The organism is Geodermatophilus sp. DSM 45219, from assembly GCF_900104025.1.
GTDB lineage: Bacteria > Actinomycetota > Actinomycetes > Mycobacteriales > Geodermatophilaceae > Geodermatophilus.
The window spans coordinates 424,144-439,024 of the sequence record NZ_FNIQ01000004.1; the positions used below are offsets into that span (position 1 = coordinate 424,144).

Consider the following 14,881-nt stretch of genomic DNA (forward strand, 5'->3'; position numbering starts at 1 on the left):
TGCAGCAGGTCCCACGAAGTGGTGAGGCGCCGATGGCAGATCCCGCCAAGCGCGCAGCTCGCCTGTGACGGACGGGGAGCGAGTGGTGCGGTGGCCCTGGCGCCCTCAGTCCCGCGGGCGCCGGCGGATCCTCGACCCGAGCCAGGTGAGCGGGTCGTACCGGCGGTCCACCACCCGCTCCTTGAGCGGGATGATCCCGTTGTCGGTCAGGTGGATGCCCTCAGGGCAGACCTCGCTGCAGCACTTGGTGATGTTGCAGTAGCCGAGGCCGAACTCCTCCTGGGCGGCGTCCCGCCGGTCGACGACGTCGAGCGGGTGCATGTCCAGCTCGGCGAGCCGGATGAGGAAGCGCGGCCCGGCGAAGGCGGCCTGGTTCTCCTCGTGGTCCCGGATGACGTGGCAGGTGTCCTGGCACAGCCAGCACTCGATGCACTTGCGGAACTCCTGGGGCCGGTCGACGTCGACCTGCTGCATCCGGTGGTTGCCGTCGGGGTCGCGGGGTCGAGGGCTGAACGCCGGGATCCGCGCGGCCTTCTCGTAGTTGTAGGAGACGTCGGTGACCAGGTCGCGGATGACCGGGAAGGTCCGCAGCGGGGTGACCGTGACCGTCTCGTCCTCGGCGAAGGTGCTCATCCGGGTCAGGCACATCAGCCGCGGCCGCCCGTTGACCTCCGCGCTGCAGGACCCGCACTTGCCGGCCTTGCAGTTCCACCGGACGGCGAGGTCGCCGGCCTGGGTGGCCTGCAGGCGGTGGATGACGTCGAGCACGACCTCGCCCTCGTTGACCGGGACGGTGAACGTCTGCAGCCCTCCGCCGGAGGCGTCACCCCGCCAGACGCGGAACGTGGCGTCGTAGCCGCCCCCGCCCCCGCCACCGGCTCCGCCGCCCCGGCCCTCGTCGGTGCCGCCGATGCTCGGTTCCCCGGGCTCGGTCACGGTTGCTCCTCGAAGACCTCGGCCAGCTCCGGGGGCATCTGCGGGAGCGGCTGCCGGGCCAGCGTGACCGTGCCGTCCGGCGCCTGCCCGCAGACGAGGTTGGTGCGCCCCCACTCGGGGTCGGCGGCGGGGAAGTCGTCGCGGGTGTGCCCGCCGCGGCTCTCCTCGCGGGCGAGCGCCGCCCGCGCGATGCACTCGCTGACCGCCAGCAGGTGGGGCAGGTCCAGCGCCAGGTGCCAGCCGGGGTTGTACTGCCGGTGGCCCTCCACCGACAGCGCCGCCACCCGCTCCCGCAGGGCGGCGATCCGCTCCAGCGCCCGCTCCATCTCCGGGGCGGTGCGGATGATGCCGACCAGGTCGTGCATCGTCTGCTGCAGCTCGGACTGCACCGCGTACGGGTTCTCCCCGCCCTCCCGCTCGAACGGCGCCAGGGCCGCCCGCGCGGCCTCGGCGAGCGCCTCCTCGGCCAGCGCGACGGCGCCGGCCCGCTTGCCCGCGTGCTCGGCGGCGGCCGCACCGGCGCGCCGGCCGAAGACCAGCAGGTCCGACAGCGAGTTGCCGCCCAGCCGGTTGGACCCGTGCATGCCGCCGGCGACCTCGCCTGCCGCGAACAGCCCGGGCACCGACGCCGCGGCGGTGTCCGGGTCGACCTCGACGCCGCCCATCACGTAGTGGCAGGTGGGGCCGACCTCCATCGCCTCGGCGGTGATGTCGACGTCGGCCAGCTCCTTGAACTGGTGGTACATCGACGGCAGCCGCCGGCGGACGTAGTCGGCGGGGCGCCGGCTGGCGATGTCCAGGAACACCCCGCCGTGCGGGGAGCCACGGCCGGCCTTGACCTCGCTGTTGATCGCGCGGGCGACCTCGTCGCGGGGCAGCAGCTCGGGCGGACGCCGGTTGTTCCTCTTGTCGGCGTACCAGCGGTCGGCCTCGTCCTCGGTCTCCGCCGTCTCCTTGCGGAAGAAGTCGGGGATGTAGTCGAACATGAACCGGTTGCCGGCCGAGTTCCGCAGGACGCCGCCGTCGCCCCGGACGCTCTCGGTCACCAGGATCCCGCGCACCGACGGCGGCCACACCATCCCGGTGGGGTGGAACTGGACGAACTCCATGTTGACCAGCCCGGCGCCGGCGGCCAGCGCCAGGGAGTGCCCGTCGCCGGTGTACTCCCACGAGTTCGAGGTGACCTTGTAGGCCTTGCCGATCCCGCCGGTGGCCAGCACGACCGACGGCGCCTCCCAGGCGACGAACCGGCCCGACTCGCGCCAGTAGCCGAACGCGCCGGTGATGCCCTCCGGATCGGTGAGCAGCCGGGTGACCGTGCACTCCATGTACACGTCGACACCGAGGGCGACGGTGCGCTGCTGCAGGGTGCGGATCAGCTCCAGCCCGGTGCGGTCGCCGACGTGCGCCAGGCGGGCGTAGCGGTGGCCGCCGAAGTCGCGCTGGCTGATCAGCCCGTCGGGGGTGCGGTCGAACAGCGCGCCCCAGTCCTCGAGCTCGCGCACGCGGTCGGGCGCCTCCTGCGCGTGCAGCTGGGCCATCCGCCAGTGGTTGAGCATCTTCCCGCCGCGCATGGTGTCCCGGAAGTGCACCCGCCAGTCGTCCTCCGGGTAGGCGTTGCCCATCGCCGCGGCGATGCCGCCCTCGGCCATGACGGTGTGCGCCTTGCCGAGCAGGGACTTGCAGACGACGGCCGTGCGCGCCCCGGCCTCGTGCGCGGCGATCGCGGCCCGCAGGCCCGCGCCGCCGGCTCCCACGACGACGACGTCGTAGCCGTGCCTCTCGAGCTCCATCAGAAGGGCTCCGTCATCAGAAGAAGCGGGGGTCGGAGATCGTGCCGGTGGCCAGCAGGAACACGTACAGGTCGGCGAGCGCCACGCTGGCCAGTGACGCCCACGCGTACTGCATGTGGCGGGCGTTGAGCCGGGAGACCGCAGTCCAGGCGCGGTAGCGCAGCGGGGCCTTCGAGAAGGAGTTGAGCCGGCCGCCGACGATGTGCCGGCACGAGTGGCACGACAGCGAGTAGAGGAACAGCAGGACCGCGTTGACCAGCAGGACCACCGTGCCGAGCCCCATGTGCCCCCACTCGCCGGTCTCGTCGCGGAAGGCGAGGACGACGTCGTAGAAGAGCACCACGTTGATGACCAGCGCCGCGTAGAGGAAGTAGCGGTGCAGGTTCTGCCCGACCAGGGGGAAGCGGGTCTCACCGGTGTAGCGCCGGTGCGGTTCGGCGACCGCGCAGGCCGGCGGGGAGAGCCAGAAGGACCGGTAGTAGGCCTTCCGGTAGTAGTAGCAGGTCAGCCGGATGCCCAGCGGGAAGACCAGGATGTAGATGGCCGGGGAGATCCAGGTCGGGCCGGTGAACAGCTCGGGGAAGGTGTCGCCCTCGCAGGCCGTGGTGAGGCACGGTGAGTAGAACGGCGAGACGTAGGGCTCGGAGAAGTAGTGGGCGTCCTGGAACGCCCGGAAGCTGGAGTAGGCGACGAAGGCCACCAGCACGAGCACCGTCAGCAGCGGCTGCAGCCACCACCGGTCCGTGCGCAGGGTGCGCGCCGCGATGGCCGCACGCCGCGGGGTGGGCCCGCCGCCGCGTCCCGGGGAGGTCGCCCCGGCCCCGCGCGCCGCGGTGGTCGTCACCGGACGGTGCGGCCGGAGCCGGTGGCCTCGTCGTCATAGGCGTCGCCCCACGTGACGGCCGACGAGCCCGGGGTGCCGGGGGCCGTGCGCGCCGCGCCGCACAGGAGGGCGAGGTCGTCGCGCAGCCGGGCGACGTCGACCCTCAGCCGGCGCGCGTCCACCGTGTCCCCGAAGTGCCGGGTGAGCGGGCTGCACGCCGCCTCGAGTTCGTCGACGGCCCGGTGGGCCGCCGCCACGTCCTGCTCCAGGGACATCGCTGCCTCCAGGTGCCGGTTCCACCGCCGCGGGGCGGTGCACGGAAGTCGACCACGGACGCGCGCCCGGCGGAAGGACTTCGGCGGCGGGCGGCGCGGGCGGCCTAGCATCGCGGCCGTGCGGCCCTTCCTCCTGCTGGCCTCGCGACCCGAGGACGAGGCTGCGGACGACGAGTACGCCGCGTTCCTGCGGGCGACCGGTCTCGACGAGCCCCAGCTGCGCCGCGTCCGGCTGGAGGCCGGGCCGCTGCCGCCGCTGGACCTCGACGACTACGCCGGGGTGTTCCTCGGCGGCGGGCCGTTCAACTCCAGCGACCCCGCCGAGGACAAGTCCGCCGTCCAGCACCGCGTCGAGGCGGACCTGTCGGCGCTGCTCGACGAGGTCGTCGCCCGCGACGTGCCCTTCCTCGGCGCCTGCTACGGCATCGGCACCCTCGGCGTCCACCAGGGCGGCGTGATCGACCGCACCCACGGCGAGCCGATCTCCTGCGTGCCGGTCGCCCTGACCGACGAGGGGCGGGCCGACCCGCTGCTGGCCGGCATGCCGGAGGTCTTCGACGCGCTCGTCGGGCACAAGGAGGCCTGCCGCGTGCTGCCGTCCTCGGCGACGCTGCTGGCCACCTCGCCCGGCTGCCCGGTGCAGATGTTCCGGGTCGGCCGCAACGTCTACGCCACCCAGTTCCACCCCGAGCTCGACGTCGGCGGCGTGGTGACCCGGGTGCGGGTCTACCAGCACGCCGGCTACTTCCCGCCCGCCGAGATGGACGAGCTCATCACCCGGGTCAGCCAGGCCGTGGTCACCGAGCCGAGCCGGGTCCTCGCCAACTTCGTCGCCCGGTACGGCTGAGCCGGTGACCCGGGGACCGGTCGTGCCGGACGGCGGCCTGCGCATGGGGACGCCGCAGGGCCGGTGGGTGCTGCTCGCGACCGTGCTGGGCTCCAGCCTGGCGCTGCTGGACGCCACCGTGGTCAACGTGGCGCTGGAGCGCATCGGCACCGAGTTCGGTGCCGGGTTCTCCGCCCTGCAGTGGACGGTGAACGCCTACACCCTGACCCTGGCCGCGCTGATCCTCATGGGCGGCTCGCTGGGCGACCGGTTCGGCCGCCGGCGGCTGTTCGTCATCGGCACCGTGTGGTTCGCCGCGGCGTCCCTGCTGTGCGGTGTGGCGCCGGACGTCGAGACCCTGATCGCGGCGCGGGCGCTGCAGGGCGTCGGCGGCGCGCTGCTCACGCCGGGCAGCCTGGCGCTGATCTCGGCGTCCTTCTCCGGCGCCGACCGGGCCGCGGCCGTCGGCGCCTGGTCGGGCCTGGGCGGGGTGGCCGGTGCGGTCGGGCCGTTCGTCGGCGGCTGGCTGGTGGCCGTCGACTGGCGGCTGGTGTTCCTGGTCAACCTGCCGCTCGCCGCGGTGGTCGTGGCCGTGGCGCTGCGGCACGTGCCGGAGTCGCGTGACCCGGAGGCCGCCCACCACCTGGACTGGCCGGGGACGGTGCTCGTCGTCGCGGGGCTCGGCGCGCTGACCTACGGCCTGACCGCCGCGGGGGAGCCCGGCCGCGGACCCGGGGTCTGGGCGTGGGTCGCCGCCGGGCTGGTCGCGCTGGCCGCCTTCGCCGTCGTCCAGCGGCGCTCGCCGGCCCCGCTGGTGCCCCCGGTGCTGTTCGCCTCCCGGCAGTTCACCGCCGCCAACGCCGTCACCCTGCTCGTCTACGCCGCGCTGGGGGTGGTCTTCGTGCTGCTGGTGCTGCACCTGCAGGTGGTCGCCGGTCTCGACCCGCTGCCGGCCGGGACCGCCCTGCTGCCCGTGACGGCGCTGATGCTGCTGTTCTCCGCGCGGGTCGGCGCGCTGGCCCAGCGCACCGGACCCCGGCCGCTGCTCACCGCCGGCCCCCTGCTGGCCGCCGCGGGGGTGCTGCTGATGGCCCGGATCGGCCCGGGCGCCTCCTACCTGCTCGAGGTGCTGCCCGCGACGGCGGTGTTCGGGGCGGGCCTCACGCTGCTCGTGGCGCCGCTGACCGCCACGGTCCTGGACTCCGCGCCCGACCGGCTGGCCGGGGCCGCGTCGGGGGTGAACAACGCCGTCGCCCGGGCCGCCGGGCTGCTCGCCGTGGCCGTGGTCCCGGCCCTGGCCGGTCTCAGCGGCGTCGAGGTCACCGACCCGGCCGCGTTCGCGAACGGGTTCCGGACGGCGATGCTGCTCTGCGCCGGCCTGCTGGGAACCGGCGCGGTCGTGGCCGTGCTGCTGGTGCGCCGGCCGCTGGCGACGGCGGAACCCGGACCCGACCGGCGGCTGCCCATCGAGGAGTGCGCCAACTGCGGCGTCGGCGGGCCGCCGGTGCACCCGGCGACACGGGAGGGGTGGTCGCGGTGAGTGTCACCCAGCAGTCGACGTCGGGCGGGTCCGGGCTGCTCGCCCGGGTGGCGCCGCTGCGGCGGCGGCTGCGCACCGAGGCCGGCGGCGCCGGGCTGCTGCTGGCCGCCACGCTGGTCGCGCTGCTGTGGGCCAACTCGCCGTTCGGCGACGGCTACGACGCCTTCTGGCACACCGAGTTCGCCGTCCGGTTCGCCGGCGCCGAGCTCGCCCTGGACCTGCAGCACTGGGTCAACGACGGCCTGATGGTGTTCTTCTTCTTCGTCGTCGGGCTGGAGATCAAGCGCGAGCTCGTGATGGGTGAGCTCACCGACCGGCGGCGCGCCGCGGTGCCCGCGGTCGCGGCGGTCACCGGCCTGGCGGTGCCCGCACTGGTCTACGTCGCGTTCACCCTCGGCGACGAGGCGGCCGCGGCGTGGGGCGTGGTGATCTCCACCGACACCGCGTTCCTGCTCGGCCTGCTCGCGCTGGTCGGGCCGGCCTGCCCGGCGCAGCTGCGGCTGTTCCTGCTCACCCTGGCCATCGCCGACGACGTCGGCGCGCTGACCGTGATCGCGCTGTTCTACACCGACGACCTCGCCCTCGGCCCGCTCGCCGTGGCCGTGGTGGGGCTGGCCCTGATGGTCGGCCTGCGCTACCTGAACGTCTGGCGCGGGCCGGCGTACCTGGTGCTCGGCGTCGCGGTGTGGGTGGCCATGTACCTCTCCGGCGTCCACCCCACCCTGGCCGGGGTGGTCATCGCGCTGTTCACGCCGGCCTACCCGGCACGCCGGGAGGAGGTGGAGGACGCCGCCCGGCGCACGCGGGCCTACCAGCAGTCGCCCAACCCGGAGTTCGCCCGCGCCGCCCGGCTGTCGATCGACCGGTCGGTGTCGGCCAGCGAGCGGCTGCAGCAGCTGTGGCAGCCGTGGACCAGCTTCGTCATCGTCCCGGTGTTCGCCCTGGCCAACGCCGGCGTGCCGCTGACCGGGGAGACGCTGCGGACCGCCGCCACCTCGCCGGTCACCCTCGGCGTCGTCGCCGGGCTGGTGCTCGGCAAGCTGCTCGGCATCCTGCTGGGCACCGGCCTCGCGGTCCGGCTGCGGCTCGGTGCGCTGGCGCCCGGGCTCACCTGGGAGCAGCTGGCCGGCGGGGCGGCGCTGTCGGGCCTCGGCTTCACCATCTCGCTGTTCATCGTCGACCTCGCCTTCGACGACGAGTCGCTGGCCGACCAGGCGCGGGTCGGCGTCCTGGCCGCCTCGCTGCTGGCCGCGCTGCTGGGCTGGGCGTTGTTCCGGCTGGCCGACCGCCGGCGGCCGGCCGGCGCCGGTGCCCGGCCGGTGCTGCTCGACCCGCCGGTCGACCCCGCCCGCGACCACGTCCGGGGGCGGGCGGACGCGCCGTTGACCCTGGTCGAGTACGGCGACTTCGAGTGCCCGTTCTGCGGCCGCGCCACCGGGACGGTCGAGGAGCTGCGGGCCCGCTTCGGCGACCGGCTGCGCTACGTCTTCCGGCACGTGCCGCTGACCGACGTCCACCCGCACGCGCGGCTGGCCGCCGAGGCCGCCGAGGCCGCCGGTGCGCAGGGCCGGTTCTGGGAGATGCACGACCGGCTGTTCGCGGGCCAGGACCGGTTGCTGCCGAGCCACCTGCTCGACCACGCCGTGACGCTGGGCCTGGACGTGCAGCGCTTCGCCCGCGACCTGGGGTCGGGCCGGTACGCCCGCCGGGTGGAGGAGGACGTGGAGTCCGCCGAGGCCAGCGGCGTCGAGGGCACGCCGACCTTCTTCGTCAACGGACGGCGGCACACCGGGCCGTTCGACACCGGGTCCCTCACCGCGGTCCTGCTCGCGGAGGCCGGCGACGGCCCGGCCGCCCCGGCGTCGGGAGGCGTGCGCAGCCCGGCGCTGCCGGTGCTCGGACCCCGGCGGAGCGAGGGGCAGCGCGCCCCGGTCGGGGAGGTGCCGTCGGTCCCCGCCGACCTGCCGGAGACCCCGGACCGGGACGGCGCCTTCCCGCGGCTGACCGATGCCCAGCTCGCCGTGGTGCAGCGCTTCGGGTCGCGCCGGCGGGTCGAGCCCGGCGACACCCTGTTCCGGGAGGGCGACCCCGGCTACGACTTCCAGGTCGTGCTGTCCGGTGCGGTCGCCGTCGTGGAGGACCTCGGCCGGGCCGACCAGCGGGTCATCTCGGTGCACGGGGAGCGGCGCTTCCTGGGGGAGCTCGACCTGTTCGACCCCGACCCGGTCTCGCTCACCGCGCTGGTCATCCGCCCCGGGGAGGTCCTGAGCGTGCCGGACGGCCGGATGCACGAGGTCTTCACCGCCGACCACGAGCTCAAGGAGCTGGTGCTGCGGGCGTTCCTGGTCCGCCGCTCCCTGCTGCTCCAGCTCGCCGCCGACCTGCGCATCGTCGGCCGGGTCGGCTCGCCGGACAGCCGCCGGCTGCAGGACTTCGCCCGCCGCCGCAGTCTCGACGCGGTGTTCGTCGACCTGGACGCCACCGGGGACGGTGCGGCGCTGCTGGCCGAGCTCGGGGTGTCCGAGGACGACCTGCCGGTGGTGGTGTGGCGGCGCGGGGAGGTGCTGCGCAACCCGACCGACGACGAGGTGTCCGCAGCCGTCGAGGCGCTGGACTGAAGAAGGTGCCCTCCCGCAGGGTCCGACCGCTCGCGAGCCCGCGGCGGGACCCTGCAGGGGGCCGTTCCAGCACGTCACCAGGCTCCTGGGAGGCCTTCACGGGCGGGCCGGCGCGCGAGGGACCGCGGTGCTGTTCGCGGACCATCTCGAGGCGCGGAGGCGGCGGCGACCAGTCGCGGACCGGGTCGTCACGTCCTCCTTCGACCTGCTCAGCGCCCGGACGCGACGGGGCTGGCGGTCGCCGGCACGGACAGCCGCCCCGGGCCGGACCGTGGCGGGAGGCCGACCGGCCGAGCGGAGAGGACCAGGCGCCCGTGCCGGCCGGTGTGCGAGGGGTCAGGCCCGCACGGGCGCCGGGTGGTCGTCGTCCAGGACGTGCCGGCCCAGGCGCAGCCGGACCAGCACCCGCTCCAGGTCCGGGGACGCGCCGCGGATCGTCAGCCGCCGGCCGTGCCGCAGCATGCGGCGGTAGGCCGCGCCGATCGCCCGCAGCCCGGTGTGGTCGGTCACCGTGAGGGCGGTGACGTCGAGCACCCAGTGGCGCTGCTCGCTGAGCAGCAGCCCGGACACCACGGTGTGCAGCGTGCGGATGCTCCGGGAGTCGAGCCGACCGGCCGCCCGCAGGTGGCCACCGGCGACGTCGACCTCGACGGAGAGGGGCGCGCGGGGGTCAGGGACGGATCTGGCCGGGGGAGTCGGTGGGAGCGGCAAGCGATCACCTCGGGGCGCGAGCACGAGGCGCGCGAGCCGGTGGGCGTGCTGCGGGTCGATCGACGGGCCGGTGTCCGACCCACGCCGAGGCCGAGCGGAACAGCGGCGTCCCGCCGACGGTCCCGCGACTCCGGGAGCGCTCCGTCAGTCGCCGGTGGGCGGCAGCAGCCGCGGCACGAACACCTCGTCGATCGGGCGCGGGCCGACGTACTGGCGGCAGGTGCAGGGCACCCACTGGTGGCCCGACCAGCGGCCGCGCTTGTCGTAGGTGTCGCGGCGCAGCTCGGCGTAGCAGGTGTTGGTCTCGGTGTCGTGCTGGCTCAGCGTGTGGCCGCACCCGCACAGCGGCGCGGCCGCCGCCGGGGGAGTGGGCTTGCGGCGGCTGATCCGGCCGCCGAGGAAGCCGGCCGCGAGCAGTGCCGCGCCGACCAGCAGGCTGACAGGTTCCACCGATCCACCCCTCCCGAGAGCGTTCCCCGACGGTAACGCGGGAGGGGGCGGCGGGGTGCCTCACTCCCTGTGCTTCCCCCGGCCGCTGACGGCGTCGCGCAGGTGGTCGAGGAGGCTGGCGACCGGCCCGGCGACGGTGCGGACGAGACCCTCGTTCGGCGTCATCGGGTGCGGCCGGGTGGGCGCCATCGCCTTGACCCGCTCGACGTCCTGCGCCATCTCCACCAGCTGCTCGCGGGTGAACGTCGCCCGCAGCTCGGTGAACATCCGGCTCTCCTCGTGCTCGACGTGGGAGCGGATCTCGCGGATCAGCGTCGCCACCTCGGTGTCGAACTGCGGGTCCTCGGGGTCCATCCGCTCGAGGCGCTTCATGGTCTCCTCGGCCTCGGCGTGCTCGTGCTTGGAGTTCTCGGCCTCCTCGCGGTCGACCTGCTCCTCGACCCTGGGGTAGACCCGGGTCTCCTCGGCGACGGAGTGCTTGACCAGCCCGATGGTCACCTCGTCGACCAGCTCGCGCTTGCGCCGCAGGACCTCGGGGTCGGTCTGCCCGAGCAAGCCCTCCAGCTCGGTGAAGATGCGGTCGAACTCGCGGTGGTCGGCGCTGAGCAGGTCCACCACGTCGCGCTGGCTGTCGGTCTCGGTCACGGCTGGCTCCTGGGGTGCGGGGACGCTCCGTGGGTTCCCCGTGCCGGGCGCGCGCACACGCCGCGACGCCGTCCGCCGGAACGGGGTCGGCGCGTTTCCCGACCTGTGAGCTGGGGCACAACTCGGTCGTGCAGTCCTACGCCGTGGGGTTCGCCCGCCCTGATCGTTGGTCACCGGGTCGGCCGACCGAGCAGACCAGGCCGTGGCACGCCGTCGAGGCACACCGGCCGCCGTCCGAGCTGGACGGGGAGGTGGAGCTGGCCGTGTGCGGGGCGATCGTGCAGGTGTGGGGGTCCCAGGAGTGGCAGCGGGTCGGCGCCGGGCGGACGGCGTGCCCGGAGTGCCGCGAGCTGACCTCCGTGCAGCGGTCGCTCAGCCGGATCGGCTGAGCGACCGGTCCCTCAGCGGCGGTCGGGTCGCCGTCCGCTGATCGCCGACAAGCCGGTGATCTCCCGGCCGACGATGAGCGCCTGCACCGAGTCGGTGCCCTCGAACGTGAAGACCGCCTCCATGTCGGCGTGGTGGCGGGCCACGTGGTGGTCGATGAGGATGCCGTCGCCGCCGAGGATGTCGCGGGCGTCGGCCACGATCGCCCGCGCCTTGGCGGCGTGGTTCATCTTGGCCAGCGAGGCCATCGCGGCGGTCATCCGCCCCGCGTCGGCGAGCTTGGACAGCCGCCAGCACATCAGCTGCATCGCGGTGATCTCCGCCAGCATCCGGGCGAGCTTGTCCTGCACCAGCTGGTAGCCGGCGATCGGCTGGCCGAACTGCTCGCGCTGCAGCGCGTGTGCCAGGGCCAGCTCGTAGGAGGCGGTGGCCAGCCCGAGTGCCCGCCAGGCGACGGTGTAGCGGGTGCGGTCCAGCACCTGGGAGACGTCCTTGAACGAGTGGCAGTTGGCCAGCCGGTTCTCCGCCGGCACCCGGACGTCGGTCAGCGTGATCTCGGCCTGCCACACCGCGCGCAGGGCCGTCTTGCCGGTCATGACGCGGGCCTCGTAACCCGGGGTCCCCTTGTCGACGACGTAGCCGCCGACGGCGCCGTCCTCGCCGCGGGCCCAGATGAGGACGTGGTCGGCGATCGTGCCGTTGCCGATCCACTTCTTCGCACCCGTGAGCACGAAGCCGTCGCCGTCGCGGCGGGCGGAGGTCTCCAGGCCGACGGCGTCCGAGCCGTGCGCGGGCTCGGTGAGGCCGAAGGCGCCGATCTTCTCCAGCCGCGCCATGGCGGGCAGGTACCGCTCGCGCTGCTCCTCGTCGCCGAGCATCGCGATGGACTGCATCGCCAGGAAGCTGTGCACGCCGTTGAAGGTGCCCACGCTGCCGTCGGCGCGGGCGAGCTCGGCGGCAACCAGGCCGGCCGCGACGTTGCTCATCCCCGGGCAGCCGTAGCCCTCAATGGTGCCGCCGGCGATGCCGAGCTCGGCCAGCTTGGGCACCAGCTCGAAGGGGAACTCCGCGCGCTCCCAGTAGTCGTTGATCCGCGGGGTGACCTCCTTCTCGCAGAAGGCGCGCACCCGGTCGCGGATCTCGATCTCCTCCGGCTCGAGGAGCTCCTCCAGGTCGTAGAAGTCCGGGCTCGTCTCGGTCATGGAACCGACGCTACGACCGCATCGGCCGCGACGCCCGGCCGACGGGGACGACGGTGTCCGAGCACGCCGAGCCGCACGACCTCGGGGGTCGTGCGGCTCGGCGTCGGGTGTTCGGGAGCGCGGTCAGGCTGCCGCGTCGAGTCGGGGTCCGGTGCGGATCTGGGTGCCGTCGGGTCGCCAGGTGCGCCATCGGCCGTCGGGTCGCCGCTCGACCCGGAAGCCGTGGTGGACCTTCGTGTGGTGCCGCTCGCACAGCAGCGCGGAGTTCTCCAGGCTGGTCTCGCCGCCGTCGATCCAGGCGAGCAGGTGGTGCACGTCGCACCAGGAGGTCGGCGCCCCGCAGCCGCTGAAGACGCAGCCGCCGTCGCGGACCTCCGCGGCCCGGCGCAGGTGGGGTGGCACCAGGCGCAGGGTGCGGCCGTGGTCCAGCGGCATCCCGTCGGGTCCCATCACGATCCGGGTGATCTGGCTGTCGCAGGCCAGCCAGCGGGCCCGGGCCGCGGAGATGGCCGCGCCGCAGCCCAGCTCGCCGGCGCCGGGGTGGGTGCCGGGCCCGAACAGGTCCTCGGCGTCGATCTTCACGATGACCTGCGGCTTGTGCCCGCGCAGCACCGGCAGCCGGCCGGCGGCCAGGGCGGTGTCACACAGCTGCACCAGCGCATCGGCGAGCTGCTGGGACCGGGTCCGCTCATCCCCGGCGCACCGGCCGGCCTGCACCACCGCCTCCAGCGCGGTCTGCAGCCGCTCTCCGCCCACGGCGTCCAGGTCGAACCGGCCGGTGACCGACCCGTCGGCGTGCTTCACGATCACCAGCCGGCGGCCCTCGGTGGGATCGGGCTCGAGGCCGTCGGCGTCCAGCCGGTCCAGGTAGTGCCGCACCGCCTTGGCCACATCGGCGCACGGCCGGGTCACCGCCACCTCGGTGAGCACCGCGTCCACCGCGGCCAGGTCCACGCCCTGCTCGGCGGCCAGCGCCAGGGCCGCCGGCTCGGCCACCCGGCCCAGCACCGCGGCCTGCTCGCCGGTCACCGCACCGGCGGCGAACGCCGCCGCCATCCCCGGCAGGTGCACCAGCGCCCGCCCGGCCCGCACCACCCGCGCGGCCTGGGCATCGGACAGGTGACCGTGCCCGCGCAGCCAGGAGCCCATCGTCTTGAGCCCGTCGTGCTCGGCGGCGCCGGACACCTCGCACTCCCGCACCGTGCGTGCCACCTCCGCGGCGATCCGGTTCTGGGCCACCAGCAGCGGACGCAGCCGCTCCAGCAGCGCCGGGCCGAACAACGGGGCCAGGTCCTCGCCGGCAAGGGCGTCGAGGGAGGCCAACAGCTCGTCCACGACACCTCCCACCGGTTCGATCAGGTGTTCGAAGTCTAGCCGACGAACAGGTCTCGATCAAGACGAATCCGCAGCTCAGGGGCTTGTCCACAGGTGTCGCAGGGGTCTTGACACTGCTGGGTGGCGTGCCGAGGCAGCAAGGCGCGGCGCGGGTCAAGAAGGGCGTGCAGAAGCGCGCGTCGAGGTCCACGGAACGTGCCGGCGGTCATCCGTCGTCCTCACCCCGGGGCGGTAGCCGCAGGCCGGCGTCCCGCCGCTGCGTGATCACGTCCGCTAGGTTGCCCCGGTCGTCGTCGGGGAGGTGGCAGGTGCCGTTCCTGGTCGCGCGCCTGGCGCGCCTGCTGCGCGTCCGGCTGCCCGGGTGGCGGCTGCCGCTGGCCGTCGCGGTGTTCGTCTTCCTCACCAGCTGGGCGGCCATGGCACTGGTCGAGCCGGCGGAGACCGGCATCGCGGCGCCGGGCACCTACTGGTGGTACTTCGTCGTCACCGCGGCCACCGTCGGCTACGGCGACGTCTACCCGGCCTCGACCGCGGGCCGGGTCGTGGGCGCCTACGTCATCGTCGGCGGCATCGTCACGCTCACGCTGCTCTTCACGCAGCTGTCCGCCGCGCTGCAGACGGTGAGGGGCAAGAGACTGAGGGGGCTGGTCGGACTGGACCTGACCGACCACGTCGTGCTCCTCGGCTACACGCCGGGGCGGACGTCGCGCATCGTCGCCGAGCTGACCGCGGAGGGCGGGACGCCGCTGGTGCTCTGCGCGACCGACGACGTCCCCGAGGACCCGCTGCCCGAGCGGCTGGACGTGCAGTTCGTCCGCGGCGACCTCGCCTCCGCCGACGTCATGGCCCGCGCCAACGCGGCCCACGCGCGGACAGCGGTCGTCGACGTCGGCGACGACAACGAGGCCCTGGCCGTCGCGCTGGCCGTCACCCACGCCAACCGCGACGTGCACCTGGTCGTGGCGCTGCGCGACCTCGGCCGGCTGGAGACGCTGCGCTACGTGCACCCGGACGTCCAGGCGGTGCAGTGGCACATGCCGTTCCTGCTCACCGAGGAGGCCAACGACCCGGGCATCGCGCAGGTCTACAGCGACCTGATGACCAGCGGCGGGCACGGCAACACGTACTCCACCCGGGTGCCCGGCGACTTCGCGCAGCGCACCTTCGGCGACTGCCAGACCTGGTTCGGGCGCACGTTCGGCGCCACGGTCCTGGCGCTCCGGACGGAGGGCCGGCTGGTGGTCAGCCCCGCCTGGGACACCCCGGTCCCCGCAGGCGCCACGCTCTACTACGTCGCCGGACGGCGGATCGAGCCCGCCCGGCTGCGCGGCGCCCGCTGA

14 protein-coding genes are annotated in these 14,881 nt (G+C 74.4%); 5 read left to right on the forward strand and 9 right to left on the reverse strand.

The genetic code is table 11. From position 1 onward, the window contains the following. Positions 1-105 precede the first annotated feature (105 nt). The 4 genes from BLR12_RS14935 to BLR12_RS14950 are packed head-to-tail and all read right to left on the reverse strand — an operon-like array spanning position 106 to position 3,827. The gene (locus BLR12_RS14935; protein ID WP_255363516.1) at positions 106-936 is read right to left on the reverse strand and encodes a succinate dehydrogenase/fumarate reductase iron-sulfur subunit; all 831 of its coding nucleotides are present in this window, start codon (positions 934-936) and stop codon (positions 106-108) included. Beyond that, complete coding sequence (locus BLR12_RS14940; protein ID WP_176832526.1) at positions 933-2,729, reverse strand: fumarate reductase/succinate dehydrogenase flavoprotein subunit; 1,797 nt, start codon at positions 2,727-2,729, stop codon at positions 933-935. Before BLR12_RS14940 ends, BLR12_RS14935 begins: the two co-directional genes overlap by 4 nt. Positions 2,730-2,745: 16 nt before the next feature. Then, a complete protein-coding gene (locus BLR12_RS14945) occupies positions 2,746-3,573 on the reverse strand; it encodes a hypothetical protein (RefSeq protein WP_091379544.1) in 828 nt (275 codons plus the stop codon). Continuing rightward, positions 3,570-3,827, reverse strand: coding sequence for a hypothetical protein (locus BLR12_RS14950; protein ID WP_091379547.1), 258 nt, complete (start codon positions 3,825-3,827; stop codon positions 3,570-3,572). The genes BLR12_RS14945 and BLR12_RS14950 overlap by 4 nt, the downstream gene beginning before the upstream one ends. Positions 3,828-3,945: 118 nt before the next feature. Between BLR12_RS14950 and BLR12_RS14955 the strand changes: the two genes are divergently transcribed. The 3 genes from BLR12_RS14955 to nhaA are packed head-to-tail and all read left to right on the forward strand — an operon-like array spanning position 3,946 to position 8,811. Then, a complete protein-coding gene (locus tag BLR12_RS14955; RefSeq protein ID WP_091379550.1) occupies positions 3,946-4,674 on the forward strand; it encodes a glutamine amidotransferase in 729 nt (242 codons plus the stop codon). Between the two features lie 4 nt (positions 4,675-4,678). After that, positions 4,679-6,193, forward strand: coding sequence for an MFS transporter (locus BLR12_RS14960; protein WP_255363517.1), 1,515 nt, complete (start codon positions 4,679-4,681; stop codon positions 6,191-6,193). Next, positions 6,190-8,811, forward strand: coding sequence for a Na+/H+ antiporter NhaA (gene nhaA, locus BLR12_RS14965; RefSeq protein ID WP_143018783.1), 2,622 nt, complete (start codon positions 6,190-6,192; stop codon positions 8,809-8,811). The genes BLR12_RS14960 and nhaA overlap by 4 nt, the downstream gene beginning before the upstream one ends. A gap of 336 nt (positions 8,812-9,147) precedes the next feature. On the opposite strand, the gene BLR12_RS14970 is transcribed toward nhaA, so the two are convergent. From BLR12_RS14970 to BLR12_RS14980, 3 genes are all read right to left on the reverse strand, one after another. Then, on the reverse strand, positions 9,148-9,522 hold the full coding sequence (locus BLR12_RS14970; RefSeq protein WP_176832527.1) for an STAS domain-containing protein: 375 nt from the start codon (positions 9,520-9,522) through the stop codon (positions 9,148-9,150). A gap of 144 nt (positions 9,523-9,666) precedes the next feature. Continuing rightward, positions 9,667-9,972 carry a hypothetical protein gene (locus BLR12_RS14975; RefSeq protein WP_091379560.1) on the reverse strand — a complete coding sequence of 102 codons (306 nt, stop codon included), beginning with the start codon at positions 9,970-9,972 and terminating at the stop codon, positions 9,667-9,669. 60 nt (positions 9,973-10,032) lie between these two features. Beyond that, entirely contained in the window at positions 10,033-10,617 is a 585-nt protein-coding gene (locus tag BLR12_RS14980; RefSeq protein ID WP_176832528.1) for a hemerythrin domain-containing protein, read from the reverse strand. A gap of 128 nt (positions 10,618-10,745) precedes the next feature. Here BLR12_RS14980 and BLR12_RS14985 point away from each other — a divergent pair, with 128 nt between their 5' ends. Continuing rightward, a complete protein-coding gene (locus BLR12_RS14985) occupies positions 10,746-11,006 on the forward strand; it encodes a hypothetical protein (RefSeq protein WP_091380004.1) in 261 nt (86 codons plus the stop codon). A gap of 12 nt (positions 11,007-11,018) precedes the next feature. Here the strand turns inward: BLR12_RS14985 and BLR12_RS14990 are convergent, their stop codons facing one another. Then, positions 11,019-12,206, reverse strand: coding sequence for an acyl-CoA dehydrogenase family protein (locus BLR12_RS14990; RefSeq protein WP_091379565.1), 1,188 nt, complete (start codon positions 12,204-12,206; stop codon positions 11,019-11,021). Between the two features lie 123 nt (positions 12,207-12,329). Continuing rightward, complete coding sequence (locus BLR12_RS14995; protein ID WP_091379567.1) at positions 12,330-13,541, reverse strand: HNH endonuclease signature motif containing protein; 1,212 nt, start codon at positions 13,539-13,541, stop codon at positions 12,330-12,332. Positions 13,542-13,849: 308 nt separating this feature from the next. Between BLR12_RS14995 and BLR12_RS15000 the strand changes: the two genes are divergently transcribed. After that, complete coding sequence (locus BLR12_RS15000; protein WP_091379570.1) at positions 13,850-14,881, forward strand: ion channel; 1,032 nt, start codon at positions 13,850-13,852, stop codon at positions 14,879-14,881.